This window comes from Microbacterium sp. (assembly GCF_043427715.1).
GTDB lineage: Bacteria > Actinomycetota > Actinomycetes > Actinomycetales > Microbacteriaceae > Microbacterium.
Genome location: NZ_JBHWTD010000033.1, coordinates 1 through 18,750, shown reverse-complemented (window position 1 = coordinate 18,750; position 18,750 = coordinate 1). Strand labels below are relative to the sequence as shown.

Here is an 18,750-nt window from a genome sequence, read left to right as displayed (position 1 = left end):
TGTCTTCACCCCGACTTGCCTTGCCCCCCCCCGCCACGCCCGGCCCCGCCGCGCCCCCCCCCACTTGTTGCGGTTCACCGTCAACTCAGACCGGCAACGGCTCGTCCCGCAGGAACGCAGCTTCCGCTTCCGCGCGCCGGGTGACGTCTTCGACGACGAAGTCCACGAAGTCCTCGTCGCGGTCTGTGATGGGGGTCTCCTCACCTGCCGGGATGGGGTCTTCGCCGGGCCAGACGGTTTGCCGGGAGGGGCGGTCGCGGTCGAGGCGTGTGCCGGCGATCTGCACCCATTCGCGTAGCCGGGTCCGGGCGGCGGCGAAGTCGGTCATGAATGAGATGGGGCCGGCGGCGTCTTGTTCGGGGTCGTAGCAGCCCAGCCACCGGGTGTAGAGCGCGGACAGCTCCCACACGAGTTCACGGTGGCGGTGCCACATCGGTGGCACGATCTGTGCGGGCAGCGCGAACTCGTGTCGCAGCCAGTTGACCCATTCGTTGAGGTCGAGCCATTCGTGCTCAGCGTCGTCCGAGGACAGGGTGCGCCAGTTGATCGGGCGAGGCACGGGCGGGAGATCATCGCTCCCGCCCGTGCCCGCCTGGCTGCCGTCCCGTCTCTCGCCCTCGTCGAGCTCGTCGCCCTCGTCTTCGTCGAGTTCCTCGATGTCTGGTTCGTCGGACTCGGGCTCGAAGTCCACGTCCGGGTCGCCCAGTTCGGGATTCTGGGTCGGGTCGTTATCGGCCACGTCACTGTCCTCCGGTGGGGGTTATCGAGCGACGGCTTCCATCGCGGGCGCTTCGGCCTCCCGCGTGGTCGTGGGGGTGGGCGAGCCGAGTTGGGCTGCTCGGTCGGGCTCCTCACGCTCGGCCTCGCGTGTGACGTCGCGGTCGGCTTCGCGCTCGGCCTGGCGTTCGGCAGCAGGGCGGCGGTCGATCGTGAAGTCGGTGATGTTTGGGTCGGGGGCGATGCGCTTGGCGACGAACTGCTCGTCGGTTCGCTCTTCGCCGTTGACGTCGCGCGTGTACTCGCGGGTGTAACCCTGTGCGACGATGTCGTCGCCCTTGACGTACCTGTCCGCGGACATCTCGGCGGACTTCCCGAACTGGATCAGGTCGTGGTAGGTCGGGTCGAGCTTGCGGAAGGATCCGTCCTGCTGGGGCTCGTAGTGGTTGATGCCGACGCGGGCGTAGAAGCGTGCCTGCCCGGATTCGGAGAAGGTGAGGCGGGGATCGGCGGAGATGAAGCCGTTGATCGCCTGCGACGTCTTGATAGCCATGAGAGCTGAGGTCCTTCCTGATAACAATGAGCTGTCTGGTGCCCCCGCGGTTGAGTGGGAGGCACCAGACAGGTGCGCGGGTCAGACCCCAGACGACGGACAGAACCGGCTTCAGGACGTGTGCAGGAGCGCCTCGATCTCCTTCCGATCCGTCTTCAGCTGCGTGGCGTCCTTGCGGGCAGGCCAGGCGCGCAGGTCCGTGATGATGGGGCGGGCGGTTCGGAGCATCACGACCCCGATCCCGAACGGCAGCGTGCGGATCACGTCCGGAGGCATGATCGCCACCCGGCGGATCGAGCGTTGCGCGGAGCGGTGTCCTTGCTCCCCGATGGTGACGGAATCGGTGATCTCGTCCCTTTCCCCGATCAGCGCCGACAGGTCCTGCAAGTCCCGCGAGTTCGATGCGCCGCCGAGGATGACTTTCACGATCGATGCGTCCCACAGCGCGTTGGCGTTGTTCTCCCCCCACTTCTCCCGCGCCTGGGCGAGGGACTGCAGCACCGGCAGGGTGGTGATCCCCGTGCCACCGCCTTCGGCCATCAGCGTCGGCAGTGACGGCAGCGGGGCGAGGTTGCCGATCTCGTCGAGGGCGAGGAGCATCGGCGGGTCCAGCCGGGTGCCTGGTGAGGTGGCGGCGATCTTCCGGGCAGTCTCCACGAGGTCTTCGATGAACGCGGCCACCAGCGCCGAGGACGCCCCGGCCCCCGCACCGGTGGCGAGCAGGTAGAGGGTGCCGCGGTCCCGGATGAACGTCTCCGGGTCGAACCGGTCTCGCGGCCCCGGTGTCACCGCCGCCAGCACTCGCGGGTCGGCGAACGCGCTGAACGCGAGGGAGACGCCTTGCCAGATCGAATCGCGCGTCTTGGGGTCTGATTGCAGCATCGCATCCAGAGAGTCCGCCCAGCCTTGCGCTGCGTGCGGGTTGGACTGCAGGACGCGCACCGCGTCCGCGGCGGCGGCTGGGTTCAGCGCCCACTGGTACAAGGTGGCGGCGTCTCGCCCGTCCAGCGCAGCGGCGTGGAGGAGCCCTTGGATCGCGGCAGCGGTCTTTCCCTGCCAGAAGTCACCGCCGGACACGGAGCCGAAGTTCGTGGCCGTGGCGAGCCCGGTGGCGCGGATCATCGCTGTCAGGGGGTCCTCGCATCCGCGGACTGGGGACCACTTCATACCCGTGGGGAGTCCTTCAGCGAGATGCTGCGGATCGAACACCGCGACCGGCCCTACACGCTGTCGGGCCTTCAGCGTCGCGGTGAGGTTGTCGGGCCGGGTGGAGGTCGTGATGACGGCGCCGGGGGCGTCGAGGATCGCGTTGATCACGACGTGCAACCCTTTGCCCGACCGGGGCGGCCCGATCAGCAAGATGGAGTCCTCCACGGTCGCCCACACCTCCTGCCCTTTCGACCGACCGAGGAGGTATCCGACGTCCTCAGGGGCCGGGTCCTCCAGCGAGGGCCGGAACGTGCCTGCCCGTTTCGTGAGGGCTTTCGTCCCTGCGGCCTTGGCGACATCGCGTGCAGTGGCGATGCCTTGGAGCAGGCGCGGGTCCTGCGCACGGGTCTCCTTCCCGCGCGCGATGACCCGCCACGCCCACCACGCGATGACCCCGAGGATCGCGAGTGCGATGGCGAGGACCAGCCAGTACACGACCGGGCTCAGGCCCGGCGCGCCGATCGCCTCTCCCGGGGCCGCCGGGGTGAGCAGCACGCCGAGCCCCGTGGAGGGCCCGCCAGCGGGTTGCGGAAGGCCGGTGAGGAATGCGGCGGCACTTCCGGCGGCGCGGAGTAGCCCGGCCAGGACGGCGAATCCCGCCAGGGCCGCAAGGCCCAGGTTCGCGAGCACCTGGGAGGGCTGATGCGGGTTCATCCCAGGTCCCCGACGACGTGAGCGGTGCCGGAGATGCGGCCGAACAGCAGCACCTCGCCGCCCGTTGCGAGCTCGCGTTCCTCGATCAGGTGCCGCACATGCCCGTGCCCGTCGGCAGAGGAATGCCGGATGACGACAGCGAGGGCGACGTCCTCTCCAGGCACGTATCCGTCTCCGGTCGCCTCATACAGCACCGGCATCTCGCCCCTACGCGCTGATGCTTCGGTCTCCGGTGCGGCGGCGGGTGCGGCTATCGGTGCGGGCGGGGTGAGGACGTCGGTGTAGGTGGTGCCGTCGTGTTCGATGATCTCCACCCGAAGCGGTGCTTTCCTGCGGCGCAGGACCTCTTCGATCAGCCCACCGAGGGCGTGCCTGCCGATCGGCTCCCCGGTGACGCGTGCGCCGTCGAGGGTGACGCTGATCTGATCGTTCGCGTCTACCCGGACGACGAGGTGTGGGAGTACGATCGGCACCACGAGATCCCCCTCGGCGTCGCCCGTCGTCGCACGGTTGCGTCGGGATCGGCGTGAGGGTGCATGTTCGCTCATTTTTGCCGCCCGATCATCCGCGTGGTCGTATCGAACGTCGACAGCTCGTCCGGGTGCAGCTGGTGTTGCACGACGAAGGATCGTTCCTTGATCCGCCACAGTCCCTGCCCCGTGCCCAGGCCCGGGAGAAGGGACTGTTCGGTGCCGGTGAGGCCGAGCGTGGTCGCGGTGGTGCCGAGCTGGTCGGCTTCCTGCCGGTAGATGATCCGCGTCTCCGCGTTTGCCAGCAGCGACGAGGCGAGGGCGCGCATTGCGGACCCGCTGTCGCCGACGTTGTCGAGGTCGGTCAGCTTGTGGAAGATCAACATGTTCGCGATTCCGTAATGCCTCGCCAACCTCCACTGCGCGTCCATCCGCTTGAGCAGAGCGGGATGCGACATGAGACGCCACGCTTCGTCGTAAATCACCCACCGCTGCCCGCCTTCGGGGTCCAGAAGGGCCGATTCCATCCACGCCGACGAGCACGTCATCAGTACCGAGATGAGGGTGGAGTTCTCCGCCACCCGGGACAGATCCAGCGAAATCATCGGCAGGGACGGGTCGAACACGACCGTAGAGGGACCATCGAACAGCCCCTGCAGATCTCCGGCGACCAGGCGCCTCAGTGCGTGACCGACGAGCCGTCCGTCTTCGGCGAGCCGCTGGTCGACGTCACCAGCACGGTCCGGGGTGAGGATGCGGTCGACGACCATCGGGAGGATCGGGACGTCGTTGCTGGCGACGACCGCGGAGAGGGCGACATCGATCGACGTGTGCTCAAGCGGTGACAGCGACCGCTCGAGGACGGTCTCGGCCAGCGCCCCGATGAGTTCCCGGCGGCGGGAGGCGACCTGCGTAGTCCATTCGATGTCCGTCACACCTGACGGGCGGTGACCTTCGTCGAGCGGGTTCAGCCGGTTCCTCAGACCATGACCGAGGACGATCGCCTTGCCTCCGACAGCTTGGGCGACTGGCGTGTGCTCACCTTTCGGGTCTCCGGGGACGTAGACGCGACGCCCGAACGGAATCGACCGCGTGTACAGCGACTTCGCCAGCGACGACTTCCCCGAGCCGACGATGCCGGCCAGAACGATGTTCGGCGCGGTGATGACACCGCGCTTGTACAGCTCCCACGGGTCGTACACGAACGACCCGCCGGAGTACATGTCCTGTCCGACGAAAACGCCTTCGGGCCCGAGGCCACCTTCAGCGAGGAACGGGTACGCCCCAGCGAGAGCGGCGCTGGTGTCCTGATGGGAGGGCAAACGCAGCCCCCGATGGGTGCGCAACGCCGCGTGCCCGGGCTCGCCCGAGGCAGGCAGATAGGTCGTGGCGCGGCGCTCGGCCTGTTCAGCATCGCGTCGCGCACGGGCTTCGACTTTGCGGGCAGTGATGTCCTTCGCGTGGACTGCGGCGGCGGCCTTGCGCCGGGCTCGGCGCTGCTTGCGGTGCTCGGACTCCGGCCCGATCAGCACCGTCGAGTACACGCGACGTTTCGGGGTGCTCACAGCACGACTCCTTCCTGCGCCCGCCCGGGCGGGCGGACGCAGGAAGGAGGTACGGGACCGGCGCCCCAGGAGTCAGACGGTGCGCGCCAGGGGCAGCGCAGCCGCGGTGAACGCTTGGGCTTGCTGACCGACCAGCCGCCGCGTTTCGCAGGACGCTTGGATGGCGGCCTGCTCGATCTTCGACACCGCCGCCTCCAGCTCGTCCGGATTCGGGGCGCTGACGGCGATCAGCCCGGTGTATCGGAGGATGCCGTGCCCGCTGGTGAGGTCGGCTTCCTGCTGCAGCACGTCCTGGTACTCGGCGGTCTGCTGGGCGTCCTCGACCTGCCCGATCTTCTGGCGTTGCGCGGCGTCCGAGATGTATTCGACCTTCTTCTTGCGGATGTCGCGGGCGGCCTGATCGGACCGGATCGGAGTGCACAGCAGTGAGAACGACCGCCGCACCCCGGATGCCAGGAGCACCGGGGACAGGAACCCCGGATACACCAGTGACCGCGGCCACTCGCTCACCCACAGCACCGCATGGTGCGCGCTGTCCGAGCGCAGCCCCTCCCACGTCTCCTCCACGGCCACGGGACCTGCGGTGGCGAGGTCCTGTCCGAGGTTCCCGGAGCGCTCCAGCGTCGCCGCGATCGCAGGATCGTAGGCGGAGCGCAGGATCACCGCGAGCTGCCCCGGGGTGAGCCAATCCGTAGCCTTCAGGTCCGCGGAATGCAACGCCGCGGTGAGAGTGCTCATCTCCTGCCGCAGCACCGCCGCGGCGCCCTTCATCCCGCCGCCGGCGGTGCGGATCGGGCGGGCGGCGGTCTTCATATCCAGAGCGAGGGAGATCGTCGTCGCGTGCCGTTCACCGGCCGGGCCTGCGCGATTGATCAGCTCCGCGTAGGTGCGCGACGTCCATGACTCGTCCCCCGGGTTGCCGTGCTCCGCCCACCACTGCGCAAGACCCGTCCCGGAATCCGGGAGCGTGCGTTCGAGGATCTGGAGACGGGCGATGCGTCCGGAGCGGCAGCAGGTCGCCAGCACACGACCCCACCCGGAGACCCGGCGTTCCTGCTCGCCCGGGTCCAGCAGCACGAACGCAGGGTGGGTGACCTCGAGCAGCGCGGTCAGTGTCGCCGCGTGAGGATGGTGCACCATGACCGCCCCGGTGACGGGGTCTTCGTATTGACGCAGCGATGCCATATCGCCTGGGAGGGCGAGGGTGCCGGCTGGACGCGGCTTGACGACCCGCATCCGGTAGATCGTCTGCGTCACGCTGACCCGCCACAGCCAATGCGCCCCGACCGGCAGCCACTCGACCGCCTTCCGGCCCGCGATCGGGACCCAGGTGATCGCCAGGCAGGTCACCCAGATCGGAGCCGTGTAGGCGAGGATCATCCCGCCGCCGGCGTACAGCGACCCGATGAACGCCAGCCCGGCGATCGCGAGCGCGATCACCTGGGACAGCGACAGGCCCAGGATCAGTCCCCGCCTGGTGAGGCGGGAGAACTTCACCGGTGTGAGCGGGTAGTCGTCTTTCGTGCTCTGGTGTTTCGTCACGGGTCAGTCCTTCCCCTCGGGCGCCCTATTCGGCGGCGGCGGGTCCTTCGGTGGCGGCGTCGACGACGGACCAGACGATGCGGGCGGCGGGCTCGATGGCGGTGCCTGCGGCGCCGATGGATCCGAGGGCGGTGCCGCGTTCCCGGAAGGGGGCGGGGCGCTGTCCTGGCCAGCGGCAGCTGCCTGGGTCTCTGCGGCACCGCCGATCGCGCCGCCGAGCTTCGGGCCGGCCGTGGCGGCTTCCTTGACGGCCGCCGCCGCGATGACTGCGACCGCGGCGGGTCCGGCCGCGGCCGCACCTCCTGCAGCAGTACCGCCACCTGCAGCAGCCCCGCCGCCACCCGCTGCACCACCAGCCGCACCGCCAGCGGCGCCGCCACCAGCCGCAGCACCGCCTCCGGCTCCGCCGGTACCGGCAGCCGTCGCCCCGCTCCCGCCGTCCGGGGGCGGCGTACCACCGCCCCCACCACTGTTGCCGGGCGGTGGCCCGTCGCCTTGGCCTTTCCCGTCGAGGACTTTCTGCGGGCCGTCGCCGGCGGGCTTAGACGGGGATGGCACGGGCCGGTTCATCGACTGCTTGGCCTCTTGCTCCGCACTCATCGCGTGATACATGTCGAACCCGATGAACGAGATGAACTTATAGACCATGTAGGGCGCGAACGCGGCGACGAACATGAGCACTATCCCAGCGATGGGGTCGGCGATGGATGCCAGATCGAAGTCGATCGGCTGGGACACCTGGGTGATCGCGACGAGGAACACCACGACGAGGACGAGCTTGGACAGGATCAAGGCGATCACGAACGACACCCATTTCCCGAACCAGCCGCGGGTGACATCCCAGCTCGCGCCGCTGATCGCGATCGGACCGAGCACGATCGCGACGAGCAGCAGTGCTTTGCGGATCAGGAGCGAGAACCACACGATCGCCGCTGCGGTGATCGCGAGCCCGGCGAAGAAGATGGTGATGATCGCCCCGACACCGGGGGCGGTGAGGTTGATCGCAGTGAGCCCCGCGGCGAGCAGGGCGATCTTGTCGCCCATCGCTTCCATCGAGTTCCCGGTGGCTTGGATGATGCCGATGGTCAACTGGTCGGTGATCTCCAGCAGCGTCGCGGTGAGCGTGATGATGAGGAACGACCCGAGCACGCTCTTGCCCAGTCCGAGCGCCGCCCGAGAGAGGGCGGTCGGGTCGCGACGGATGAGGCCGGTGATCAGCTGCAGGCAGAAGAAGACGAGCATGATCAGCACGGCGACGCCGAAGAGGATGTTGTAGACGCCGACATATTCCGGGGACTGGACGTCGACGAGGGTGGTGGTGTCGAAGACGTACCAGACGCCCTCGAACAACCAGGCGGCAGCTTGTCCCATTGCTTGGGCGAGCCAGTCGAACGGGGCCGCGACGAGCGTCGCGGCCCCTTCTCCGACGGCATCGCACACGTTCGAGATGACCGGGACGTCGCACAGTGCCATGACGGGCCTCCTTCCGGGGCGGGGCGGTGGTGGAGGAGGCCGTTCAGACCGCCTGGCCGACGTTCCAGAAGAAGTTGATGAGCGTCACCGACGCGCCGCAGATGATCGCGGCACCGCAGGAGACGAGGACGCCGATCTTTCCCCGCCCGGCCAGATGCGGGTTGCTGCTGTTCGCGCCGAAACCCCAGATGATCGCCGAGATGATCAACGCCAGGACGCTGAGGATCAGGCCGATCGTCATCACGGCGCCGACGATGGTGCGCAGCTGCGCGATGCCGGGCAGCCCCGAACTGTTGGGGTCGATGTCGACCTCCATCGGGGCCAGAGCGGCCACGTGGGGCAAGACGGTGGTGGTGAGATCGAGAACGGCGGACACGGGTGCTCCTTCATGAACCAGGCGGATACCCGGCCAGGCGCCGGCCGGGTATCGCACAGGTGCGCACACCGGACCCCGCACGGCAGAAAGCGGGGCGGTGGAGCCTCGTCTCCTCCACCGCCCCGCCCCTGAGCTCTCGCCTCCCGACCCGGGTTAGAGCTGCCCGCCGATCGTGATGAGCCAGTTCATCCATGCGACCCCGGCCCCGGCAAGGGCGGCAGCACCGAGCGCCGTCCACACGCCGATGCGGGCTTTCGTGGCGACCTGGTGGTGGCCGTTCGCGGAGCCGATCGCCCACATGATCGCGCACACGATGAGCATGAGGACGGCGAGGATCAACACGACGGTCAGCAGCGCACCGATGATGCTCTCGAGCTCGTTCGATCCGCCGACGGCTCCGAAATCGGGGAACACACTCCCGGACAGCACGGGCTTCGTCGGGACGTGGGGATGCGGCATGAATGCTCACCCGTCTTTCACGGAGATGTGGATGTGGTCGAAGTGGCCGCCGGTGACGTCGCCGGGGTCGTGCATGCCGCCGCCGGTATAGTGCCGCCACCCCTCGTCCGCCTGCGCGGGCGACCAGATCGTGCCTTGCCAGATGAGGTAGGAGATCCCGAGGGGCTCGGCGTTGGCTTGAAGCCATTCGGTGACCTGCCACCCGTAGGCGACCTGCTCGCTGGTTGGGTAGTGGCCGATCTGATTGCCGACGGTGACATCGCACGCCCGCCCGAGAGGATGATCCGACCGTGTCCCTGGTCGTGGTGAGTAGCACGCCCACCCGGTGTCGGCGAACGCGTTGCGGGTCTGGACGACCATGTGCGCGGTGCGGGCGGTGATCTGCCCGCTGGTGCCGGTCGGGTCATCGACCATCTCGGTGCCGTCGCCGGTGAACTCTGCCGCTGGCGTAGTAGTGCCGGCGGGTGCGCAGCCGGGGCCGGGGGTGCTGGTGCCGTCCGGTTCGGCGGCGCCGTGGTCGATAAGCCACTGGTCGGCGTCGATCGATTCGGTGCCGGTGGAGCCAGGCCGGATCTCGAAGTGCAGGTGCGCGCCGGTGGAGCGGCCGGAGGAGCCGACATCGCCGATGTGAGTGCCGGCGGTGACGGTCTGTCCTTCTCGGACGTGGATGCCGTGTTCCCACATATGCGCGTACACGGAGCGGACGGCTTCGCCTTGCACGGTGTGCTCGATGATGATGAGGCCGCCGTAGCCGCCGTTGAACTCCGACCACACGACCCGCCCGTCAGCGGCCGCGTAGATCGGGGTGCCGTCGGCGGCGGCATAGTCGGTGCCTGCGTGGTAGGTGGTCTCGCCGGTGAACGGGTCGGACCGATACCCCCAGTCGCTGGTCTTCGTCCACGTCCCCTCGGGCAGCGGGAACAGGATGCGGCTGGTTTCCGGTACCGACCCGGTGCCCCCGCCGGTGCCGGAGGGTGCCGGCACGGTGAGGGCGGCGAGGATCGCTTCGGCGACGGGCTGGTAGTTCTGATATCGCTCCGGGAACGCGCTGACCTCGACCGCCTGGGCGACCTCGCCCATGTCCATGCTCTGCCAGCCGGGGATGTCGAGCATCCCCCGTGGGGAGGGGAAGTTCGGCCCCGACGGACCGCCGTAGAACGCGCGGGCCTGGTAGGTGGTGTCCATCAGCTCGGCGACGGTGCCCCACCCGGCCTGCGGTCGCATCTGGAACAACCCGAGGGAATCGTTGTCGCTGCCGTTGCCGTCGTTCGGGTAGTCCCCGGATTCGGGGTAAACGCCGGTGTTCGACAGTTGCCGTAGCACCGACTCGGTGAGAGCGGCCATGAGCGCGATCGTGACCCCGCGGACATCGACGCCGTCGGTCTGCCCGCCGACGGTGATGATGGTCGCGGCGTGCGTGAGTTGCTTCTTGTTCAGCGTGAACGTCTCACCGTCCCGCGTGGTCACTTCCAGCTCGTCCGGGATCGGCCCCACGGTCAGCGACGACCCGGGGCCGCAGCTCGCGTTCGCGGCGGGGTTCATCAGCACCCCGACGCCGACGAGCGCGGTCGCCGGTCCTACGCACAGGGCGAGGATCGCCAGCACGACGAGGATCTTCTTCAGCACGACAGCCCCCGGGGGTCAGCGCAGCGGGTTGTCGAGCTCGGACAGCCGCAACGTGTGACAGTCGTCGAACGCGGGCTCACATGCGAGGAACACGGTGAACGACACCGGGTGTTCACTGGTTGCTTCCTGCCCGGAGACTGTGCCGGTGCGATACCGGGTGGCGTCGATGGTGACCGCGATCATCCCGTCCACGATCGTGCCCGACCGGTCCTGCGCGACCGCGTCGGCCCAGGCGTCGGGCACGACCGCAGTCTCGATGGTGAGGTGCTGGGTAGTGGCGTGCCCGGTGAGCTGCCGCCAGGCGTCGGACGCCGGGAAGTAGCCGGCGATGTCGGAGGCAAGACCGGGGGTCTCGGTTCCGGTGGGATCGGCGTCGGAGAGCACGACCTGCCCGTAGTCGGCGGGCCCGAGCCCGGATGCCGTGTCCCACGTGAAGAGGGATACGGCGACGGCGCGTGCGTACCGGATCGGGTCGTTCGTGCGCGGCAGCGGCATCAGGTCAGATGGTCCGGAGGGCGTCGAAGCCGGTGGCCGCTGTTCGGAGGCGGTCGGGGCCGGGGCAGGCGTGTTCTCGTGCGGGCGGGCGATCAGTCCGTACACGCCCAGGCCGACCAGGACGAGAAGGATGATCGTTCCGGAGATACCGGCGATCAACAGGGCGCGGCCCCGCTTGCGCGGGGCCGCATCGGCGAAATCGGTCGACATGGCAGGGGGCGTCCTTTCACAGCAGATCCGTCAACGGTGTGTGCCATGTAGGTGCGGGCGTCTGACCCCACCCGGCCGGTCATCTCACGGCACCAGGCCCGTCCTGGTGGTGGTGCGGCGTGCATCGGCGGCGGTGTCGAGGAACGCGGTCGCCTGTTTACGGTGGCTGGTGATCGCCTCCCACTGCTCGTCGGTGGCGTACTGGCCGACGAGCGTGGCGTCGTTGATCTCCCACCACCCCTCCGCTTTCGCGAGGATGTCGACCAGCCGGCGGGCGTGGTAGCGGCCCCGGACCCCGTCCGCGGACATCCCCTCATCCTCCGCACCCGATTCGCCGTCCTCCTCGGTTGCCGCAGTGGAAGTTGGCGTGAGGGCGAGCTTGCGGACACGGGCGATGGCAGCGGCGACCGCCCGGGATCGTTCCACCGGTCGGTCGATCTGCCGCACCGCGCGGAGCTCGTCGTCGGCGGCTTCCCGGACGGCGGCAGTCGCGGACTCGTTCACCGCGGTCTTCTCCAGCCAGCACACCCCGCGCAGGGCGATGACCTCGTGGTAGCGGCCGTGGACCTTCGCGTCGCCGTTGATCTCCACGACCGCTTCGGCGGCTGCCCGCCGGACTCGTTCGTCTTCGTCCTCGTTGGTTGCCAGCCGTTCCAGCGCGAGGACCTGCTCGAGCTGTTGGGAGGAGTCCCGGCCGGTCACCGCGGTCGCGGCCTGCACGCGGGACTTCCGCTTCGCCGGTGGTTGTGAATCCCAACGGCCGCTGTCGCTACCCTGATAGGTCGCGACGATCATCACTTCCTTCTCCTCCGGGTCGCTGTCGTCGGCCTCGCCGTCGTCCGAGCCCGGGAGGGCGGCGGCGCCGAACCGAGTCGCGGCCTGACGGCGGGCGTTCTCCTCGGCCAGGAGCGTCTTGTACTCCGCGTACAGGGCCGCCTTCTCCGTCGTGGTGAAATGCTTGTGGAGCAGATTGTCGTCCTGGATCGCCAGCAGCGTGCGCAGCTTGTCGGACACCTCAGATGCGATCCACACCGGGACGGTCGCATGCCCGAGCTGCCGCATCGCTTCCAGGCGGCGCCTGCCGGAGATGAGGACCCCGTCGGAGGTGATCACGATCGGGCACAGCAGCCCGAGGGTTTGGATCGACGCGGTCAGATCGCTCAGATCACCCAGCTCACGCCGGAAGGAGCGACCCAGGACGATGTCGTCGATCGGGAACTGCGCCACCGGCTGCCCATCTGCGGGCACCCTCGCGTTCATGCGGCCGCCCCTCTCGTGAACTTGCGGGAAACAGCGGCAAGCTGATGATCAGCAAGAAGATCCTCGGTACGGTCACCGAGCAGCAGCCGCGCAAAGATCCCCAGACGTGCCGGATCGGCACCGGTGGCTTCCTTCTTCGACCGCGGCCCGAGCAGCAAACGCAACAGCCCGCTCCAATCGCGAGCGGAGAACCCGAGCCGTTGCCGCATCGCGTCGTCTTTGCGGAGCACGTCGATCCCGGATTGGGTGCTCGCCAGAGTCGTCAGCCGGTGGCAGATATATTCCACCGCGGTCTCGATGGTGCGGGGATGCCAGCCTGTGCTCACCAGGAACACCGACGCGGACCGCACTACCCGTTCCACGGCGACGGTCGGTGAGGCCGGCGGGCTCGCGGCGGCGAGCACATGGTAGAAGAATGTCTCGTAGTGGCCGGCCCGCATCGGGTACTCGTCGGGACGCTGATCGGGCCTGCGGGCCTTGTCCGTCGAGGTGAGCAGACGTTCGGCGTGCACCTCGGCCGCGATGCCGAGCTCCACAGCGCGGGTGATCGCCGCCCACGGGTCCGCGGCACGGCGGATCGCCGGCGTCCGCATCGCCATGAACGCCTCGTACGCGGCATCGGCGGGGTCGCGGTGCCAGGACCGTGCGAGCGGAAGGTACTTCTCCTGCGCATACTGCATCAACGCGCGGGCGGCGGGGTGTGTGCGCCAGAGATGCTCGGCGGTGAGCTGCTCCAGCAGGACACGGAGCCCTTCGCCGGTGGTGAAGTCCGGAAGTGGTTCAGATGAAGGTTCTCTCATGAGGTCAACTCCTTAGGACGAGGTGACCAATAGGTGTGTGAACGCGACCCCAAACCCTCGGCGCGGTCAGGAACCGATCCTGTGCACTCGGGCGGCGCGTCTGGCATGAGCGTTGCTCTTCGCTCACGCTCGACCAACACCACCTCTGCCAGTGGACATGCCGCAGCGAACTCGCGGCCCGCAGCATCGGCCGACCGCCGGGGGCATAAGTTGGTCATGACCTTCGCGAACCTGTTGCAGGCCTCGCGAGCTTCGCCTCGTATCCCCTCTATAGCCATGCGCTACTCCTTCCCAGGGACTCCCGCAAGACGCGGAACGCCTTGCGGCCATGAGCTGCGTCGGGAGGATTAACGGAGCGAGGACGGATAGCAGACGGAGTGCCGACCATCAGGCTCCACAGCGAACCCGACATGTCTGGTCCGGTCTACTGACCTGCGGCGTATCCGTCGAGATGCACGTGACGAACTTGGGTCATTCGTCGAGAGTCACGGTTCATGCGGCGAGTAGCGGTAAGGGAAGCCGAGGTGACCGTCGCATTCTCTGCGAACCTGATGGGCAAGTTCGTTGGGACGATGCCATCGCCTCACAGAGCTGAGTCATTGACAGCGACAGCCTTGCCTTGTCGATGATCAGGAACCGTGTGTGGTGTGCGTCGGTATTGTGTCGGCGTGATGCCGTAGCGACGGTGGAACCAGTGGGATGCGACGCGCGGGTCGCTCCACCCGACTTCGCTCGCGGCACGCATCACGGAGATGTCTGTTTCTTCGATGAGCCGCGCGAACTCGGTGAGCCGGAGTTCAGTGAGTAGGCGCATTGGGGCGGCGCCGGCGTGCTGTACGAACATGCGGGTCAGGTGGGTTCGTGAAAGTGAGAGTTCTCGTGAGAGTGCTCCAACGGTCCACGGCTCTGCGATCCGCCCGCGAAGCAACTGGATTGCTCGACCGATGTAGCCGATAGATCCGGTGTCGGTCAGTCGTCCATTGATGGGCGTCCACGGTGTTGTGGGGGTGTCCGATGCTTCATCAAGGAAAGTTGGCAGTATCAGCCTCATCCATCGTGCGAGAAGCTCGAGAGTGTGAGTCGCGACGACTTCGGGCGAATGGGTCCCGCTACGCAGGATGCTCATCTGTCGCCATAGCGGCTCGACCTGCCGCAGGGCAGCGATACCCGGTGCAAGGACGATCGCGCGGCCGTCCCACTCGAGGGGGTGCATTCCTGCGACCACTCGCTCTGCGTCGGGAAGGAACCATGCCATCTGGGTGCGCCAGAACCGTTCGTCGGCGTAGATGGCCCAGATGCGTACGGACGGTGATGGGCGCACGCGGCACCATTTGCCGGTGCCGAGGGCAAGAGACATGCCAGGACGCAGGACGTGCACGCTCTCAGCAGTCTCGAGGGCGCAAGAGCCTTCGACGACGTTGAGTATCTTCGCGTGCCGAAATACGGTACGGCTTGATGGAACCGTGCGCACCATCTCTATGGCCGCGATATCGCCTGGTGCCCGAACCGCTGCGTAGGGGCGCGTGAACCTGAGGGGCGCAGCGGGTGGCAAGTCATGTGCGGCCTCGAACGCGTCCTCTGGCGTAGCGGCCACGCTGCGCATGGCACGCTGTCAGCTCAGCTTGCCCTCCGAGTCGCGTGGCCGCACGCGGTGTTCGCTGAGGATGGAGACCCGATTGAACATATTGATGGCTGCGGCGACCCACTCCGCGGCCGCGAACTCCTCCTCGGCGAGGGTGTTTCGGGCCTGCGCGAGCTCGGCATTCACGGCGGCGTCGAGCGGGAGTCGGGTGGCTGCTTCAGCGATCGCGAGCAAGGCTCGCTCTCGATCGCTGAACAGAGTCGACTCGCGCCAGGCGGGCAAGACGTCGAGTACTTGCTGATTGACTCCTGCGCGCCTCGCCTGCCGTGAATGCAGATCAAGGCAGAAGACGCATCCGTTCAGCTGTGACGCCCGAACCTTGACCAACTCGCTCTCCGCGGGAGTGAGCCCACGTTGCGACGCGGCCTCAGACACAGCGGTCGCGAACGTAGAAGCGGCTTCCCATGCTTCAGGGACGGCCTTGTCCATGTATGGGCGCGGTTCATGCAAGGTGGACATCAGCGATCGTCCTTGGACGAGTCACCATCGGAGTCGAGGCCCTTTCTGACCTCGTCCATATCGAGTCCTCTGACGTTCTCTACGACTTCAGCCAAGGCAGTGGGCGGTAGGGCCCCCGCCTGGCTGAAGACGAGTAACCCCTCACGGAAGGCGAGCAGAGTCGGAATCGCGGTGATCTGGGCGGCCGCGGTGATGCGCTGCTCCGACTCCGTGTCGAGCTTCGCGTGGACGACGTCCGGATTGTCTAACGATGACTTCTCGAAGACCGGCGCAAACTGGTGGCATGGTGCGCACCAGTCCGCCCAGAAGTCGACGAGGACGATGTCGTTCTGATTGATCGTGACCTCGAAGTTGTCTTCGGTCAGTTCGACGGTTGCCATGCGAGTTCTCCTCTTGTACTCATGATGCTCAGTGGTGGTGTCCGTGGGGGTTGCCGGGGAATCGCGCGTCGACGATGTCGGCATACTCCGGATGAGCGCGGATGTACGCGGCGGCGAAGGGACATGAGACCGTCGCGGTCATGTTGTCCTTGCGGAGACTGTCCAGGACGCCCCCGAGGAGCCGCGCAGCGACTCCCTTTCCACGGAACTCCGGGAACACCGAGGTTGCGAGGAGGAGCACCCGGTCGCCGGTTCTGCTGTAGAGCAGGCCTGCAGCGAGCTTTGCCGTCCACGGTCGCTTCGTACAGCTCTGACTCGACGTTCTCCGTGATGACGAAGTCTTCCGCTGCGTCCGAGGAGACAGCCGGGAGGTCGGTGTCGGCGTCGGTCGCGGTCAAGCCGATCATTCCGTCGGGATGTTTCATGTCTCTCCTATCGCGAGATCTCGGTCAGCGGCCCGGTAGTACCCAGTCGGGCCGGATGAAATGGCACGAGTACCCATTGGGGTGCTTCTGCAGGTAGTCCTGGTGCTCGGGTTCGGCCTCCCAGAAAGGGCCGGCTTCGCCGACCTCGGTCACGACTTCTCCTGGCCAGCGGCCCGAAGCGTTGATCGCTTCGATCACGTGGAAGGCGACTTTCATCTGTCCCTCGGTCGTCGTGAAGATCGCTGATCGGTAACTGCGCCCGATGTCGTTTCCCTGGCGGTTCCGAGTCGTGGGGTCGTGAATCTGAAAGAAGAACTCCAGCAGTATCTGGAATCGGATGATCGAGGGGTCATAGATCACTTCGAGCGCTTCGGCGTGATCCCCGTGATTACGGTAGGTCGCGTTGGGCGTGTCGTCGTCGCCGGAGTATCCGACACGGGTGCTCACCACGCCCGGGAGCGAGCGGAAGAGTTCCTGGGCTCCCCAGAAGCAGCCGCTGGCGAGGATCACTCTCGAGGTCGGCATCGTCTTCTCTCTCTTCGCGGCGGGCAACACGCCCCTTCGGGTCACGATACGGAGCGGAGTGCTGTCCAGGTGGCCTGGCTGTGCAGCGTAATGTCCGCGACCTGCGGCGTTCGGAAGCGGGACCGGCGGTTGCAGGGAGAAGACAGCTCTCTGCAGGAGCAGGCCACACGGGGCAGAGAAGCGGACCTACCGTCAGAGGAGGCGCCGGAACTCCGGCAAGCCAGCGAACCGTGCCCTACGGTGAGGAGAGATCGTGATATCAGAGCAGATCGATTTCGAGAATGTGCGCTTTGATCCGGATCTCTCTGACTTCCATGAGCTTGCGAAGCAGATGGCCACGGGGTTCGGGTACACCGCGAAGCTGTCGATCGGTGATCGCCTAGCCGCCCTTCTCCGATTGCGGGTTGCGCAGATCAATCCGTGCTCCTACTGCCTGATCCTGCACACGCGTATCGCCGTGGAAGTCGGCATCGGCGCGGCGATGGTCGCGCACCTGGCGAGCTGGCGGCAGAGCACGATGTTCTCCGGTTCCGAAGCACTCGCACTCGCGTACTGCGAAGCGCTGACACGTTACGAGCACGAGCACTTCGATGAGATGCATCAAGGGCTGACGGTGTTTTTCGATGAGCGTGAGATCGCCGAGATCGCAGCCGTCGTCATCAACATGAACGTGTGGACGAGGCTGAAGCTCGCGCAGGGCGCGGTGCCAGTCGTATTGCCCGGTGACGAAGAGCCTGCTCGTGAGACTGAGAGCCCAGGCGTCGGGGGAAAGAAAGGGAACCCATCATGACTGACGGATCGGTCAGCGGGCAGGAGATCGAGTTCGATCTGCTTCCGCCGGATGAGAGCCTCGACTCGGATCTTCTCGGCGAAGACTCCGACGACGACGGCCCGGGATACTCTCCGCCGGAGCGGCGGTCATCCGAACTGTCGTGGGGATTCACGGCGCGCGAAGCACGCACCCGAGAACCGCTGGCGGCTCGCTTGGCGCGTGAGGTGCCGGAGTACGAACCTGAAGAGCCGATGGGCGACGGGATCGGCGACATCATCGGCACGGACGGCGAGATCCTTGACGACCAGGTCGGATCGGTACGCGCTGGGCGGCTGATCTGGACCGAACCCGGCAACCCTGACCCGTCCTCCGACTTCTGGGCATCCGACATCGGCATCGACAATGGTGCCGCCTCCGCCGAGGAGGCGGCTATCCATGTCGTCATCGACGAGGGCGACTATGACCGGCAATAGTCTGGAATCAGACCGGGGAAGCCCGGAAGACCGGCGGAGGCTGTAATGATGCAGCAGACATGGGACTCGCGCAGCATTGATCCACGTGACCGCGTGGAGACGATCCGGACGATGCTCTGCGAGAACCTCGTCCAGACAGACCTGACTCTCGACCCGCAAGGCCGCGAGGCTCGCGTGAGCGTGTCTTACCAAGACATTGGGCAGCTGAGAGCCCTGTCCGTCCAGACGGTGCCCTCGCTGGCTGCCCTCGCTATGCGCCCCCAGCGGATGATCACAGCGGACAACGACGAGTCATTGTTCGTGGTCTTCCAGCGCGGCAACCGGTCGATGCTGCGCCGTGGGGATGACCAGACCGTGATGACTCCAGGCAGCATCGTCGTTTACCCGAGCACGAGCCCCTACGTCCACGCTTTCGACGAGGGGGTCATCGGGGACTTCTTCCGACTGCCGTTGGGTGTGGTGGGGTTGACGGCGGATCAGGTCGCTGAGGTCTCGGGTGTGGACCTGCAGGAGCGGACCTCGCTGGCGGCGCTGCTGCGGTCCGTGCTCGGGGGCGTGATGGACTCCGAACTCAGCCTTCGCGACGAGGTGGACGTGTTCGCGCCCGTCGCCGACCTGCTGAAAGTCACCCTGCTCAGCGCCCTCACTCCCGACCGCGCCACGAC

At 67.1% G+C, this 18,750-nt stretch carries 21 protein-coding genes; 3 read left to right on the top strand and 18 right to left on the bottom strand.

The window, feature by feature from the left end; all coding sequences use genetic code 11:
• Window positions 1-85 precede the first annotated feature (85 nt).
• From ACHFGS_RS03480 to msrA, 18 genes are all read right to left on the bottom strand, one after another.
• Window positions 86-739, bottom strand: coding sequence for a hypothetical protein (locus ACHFGS_RS03480; protein WP_235006256.1), 654 nt, complete (start codon window positions 737-739; stop codon window positions 86-88).
• A 21-nt stretch (window positions 740-760) separates the two neighbouring features.
• Complete coding sequence (locus tag ACHFGS_RS03475; RefSeq protein WP_074041161.1) at window positions 761-1,270, bottom strand: single-stranded DNA-binding protein; 510 nt, start codon at window positions 1,268-1,270, stop codon at window positions 761-763.
• 111 nt (window positions 1,271-1,381) lie between these two features.
• Window positions 1,382-3,133 (bottom strand): type IV secretory system conjugative DNA transfer family protein, encoded by a 1,752-nt coding sequence (locus tag ACHFGS_RS03470; RefSeq protein ID WP_239279591.1) that lies wholly within the window; start codon window positions 3,131-3,133, stop codon window positions 1,382-1,384.
• Window positions 3,130-3,681 carry a hypothetical protein gene (locus tag ACHFGS_RS03465; RefSeq protein WP_131941907.1) on the bottom strand — a complete coding sequence of 184 codons (552 nt, stop codon included), beginning with the start codon at window positions 3,679-3,681 and terminating at the stop codon, window positions 3,130-3,132. Before ACHFGS_RS03465 ends, ACHFGS_RS03470 begins: the two co-directional genes overlap by 4 nt.
• Window positions 3,678-5,168: an ATP-binding protein gene (locus ACHFGS_RS03460; protein ID WP_074041163.1), complete on the bottom strand. Its 1,491-nt coding sequence runs from the start codon at window positions 5,166-5,168 to the stop codon at window positions 3,678-3,680. The genes ACHFGS_RS03465 and ACHFGS_RS03460 overlap by 4 nt, the downstream gene beginning before the upstream one ends.
• A gap of 72 nt (window positions 5,169-5,240) precedes the next feature.
• Window positions 5,241-6,710, bottom strand: a complete 1,470-nt coding sequence (locus tag ACHFGS_RS03455) for an SCO6880 family protein (RefSeq protein ID WP_074041164.1) — start codon at window positions 6,708-6,710, stop codon at window positions 5,241-5,243.
• 3 nt (window positions 6,711-6,713) lie between these two features.
• Complete coding sequence (locus ACHFGS_RS03450) at window positions 6,714-8,183, bottom strand: conjugal transfer protein TrbL (protein ID WP_074041165.1); 1,470 nt, start codon at window positions 8,181-8,183, stop codon at window positions 6,714-6,716.
• Window positions 8,184-8,226: 43 nt separating this feature from the next.
• On the bottom strand, window positions 8,227-8,499 hold the full coding sequence (locus tag ACHFGS_RS03445; RefSeq protein ID WP_074041176.1) for a DUF6112 family protein: 273 nt from the start codon (window positions 8,497-8,499) through the stop codon (window positions 8,227-8,229).
• A 213-nt stretch (window positions 8,500-8,712) separates the two neighbouring features.
• Entirely contained in the window at window positions 8,713-9,018 is a 306-nt protein-coding gene (locus ACHFGS_RS03440; RefSeq protein ID WP_074041166.1) for a DUF6112 family protein, read from the bottom strand.
• A 6-nt stretch (window positions 9,019-9,024) separates the two neighbouring features.
• Complete coding sequence (locus tag ACHFGS_RS03435; RefSeq protein WP_235006255.1) at window positions 9,025-10,644, bottom strand: M23 family metallopeptidase; 1,620 nt, start codon at window positions 10,642-10,644, stop codon at window positions 9,025-9,027.
• 15 nt (window positions 10,645-10,659) lie between these two features.
• On the bottom strand, window positions 10,660-11,349 hold the full coding sequence (locus ACHFGS_RS03430; RefSeq protein ID WP_144589458.1) for a hypothetical protein: 690 nt from the start codon (window positions 11,347-11,349) through the stop codon (window positions 10,660-10,662).
• Between the two features lie 84 nt (window positions 11,350-11,433).
• Window positions 11,434-12,609, bottom strand: coding sequence for a ParB N-terminal domain-containing protein (locus tag ACHFGS_RS03425; protein WP_074041168.1), 1,176 nt, complete (start codon window positions 12,607-12,609; stop codon window positions 11,434-11,436).
• Entirely contained in the window at window positions 12,606-13,208 is a 603-nt protein-coding gene (locus ACHFGS_RS03420; protein WP_281653074.1) for a hypothetical protein, read from the bottom strand. The genes ACHFGS_RS03425 and ACHFGS_RS03420 overlap by 4 nt, the downstream gene beginning before the upstream one ends.
• A 784-nt stretch (window positions 13,209-13,992) precedes the next feature.
• Entirely contained in the window at window positions 13,993-14,787 is a 795-nt protein-coding gene (locus ACHFGS_RS03415; protein WP_394279851.1) for a helix-turn-helix domain-containing protein, read from the bottom strand.
• Between the two features lie 234 nt (window positions 14,788-15,021).
• Window positions 15,022-15,510, bottom strand: a complete 489-nt coding sequence (locus ACHFGS_RS03410) for a carboxymuconolactone decarboxylase family protein (RefSeq protein ID WP_074041171.1) — start codon at window positions 15,508-15,510, stop codon at window positions 15,022-15,024.
• Window positions 15,510-15,890 carry a co-chaperone YbbN gene (locus tag ACHFGS_RS03405; protein WP_119217789.1) on the bottom strand — a complete coding sequence of 127 codons (381 nt, stop codon included), beginning with the start codon at window positions 15,888-15,890 and terminating at the stop codon, window positions 15,510-15,512. Before ACHFGS_RS03405 ends, ACHFGS_RS03410 begins: the two co-directional genes overlap by 1 nt.
• Before the next feature lie 28 nt (window positions 15,891-15,918).
• Window positions 15,919-16,158 carry a GNAT family N-acetyltransferase gene (locus ACHFGS_RS03400; RefSeq protein WP_394279852.1) on the bottom strand — a complete coding sequence of 80 codons (240 nt, stop codon included), beginning with the start codon at window positions 16,156-16,158 and terminating at the stop codon, window positions 15,919-15,921.
• 181 nt (window positions 16,159-16,339) lie between these two features.
• A complete protein-coding gene (gene msrA / locus ACHFGS_RS03395; RefSeq protein WP_119217791.1) occupies window positions 16,340-16,840 on the bottom strand; it encodes a peptide-methionine (S)-S-oxide reductase MsrA in 501 nt (166 codons plus the stop codon).
• Window positions 16,841-17,093: 253 nt separating this feature from the next.
• Here msrA and ACHFGS_RS03390 point away from each other — a divergent pair, with 253 nt between their 5' ends.
• The 3 genes from ACHFGS_RS03390 to ACHFGS_RS03380 all read left to right on the top strand — a co-directional run.
• Window positions 17,094-17,630 (top strand): carboxymuconolactone decarboxylase family protein, encoded by a 537-nt coding sequence (locus ACHFGS_RS03390; protein WP_235006254.1) that lies wholly within the window; start codon window positions 17,094-17,096, stop codon window positions 17,628-17,630.
• Window positions 17,627-18,085 carry a DUF5709 domain-containing protein gene (locus tag ACHFGS_RS03385; RefSeq protein ID WP_074041172.1) on the top strand — a complete coding sequence of 153 codons (459 nt, stop codon included), beginning with the start codon at window positions 17,627-17,629 and terminating at the stop codon, window positions 18,083-18,085. Before ACHFGS_RS03390 ends, ACHFGS_RS03385 begins: the two co-directional genes overlap by 4 nt.
• Window positions 18,086-18,265: 180 nt before the next feature.
• Window positions 18,266-18,750, top strand: a 485-nt coding sequence (locus ACHFGS_RS03380) for a hypothetical protein (RefSeq protein ID WP_394289152.1), incomplete at its 3' end; no start/stop codon positions are given.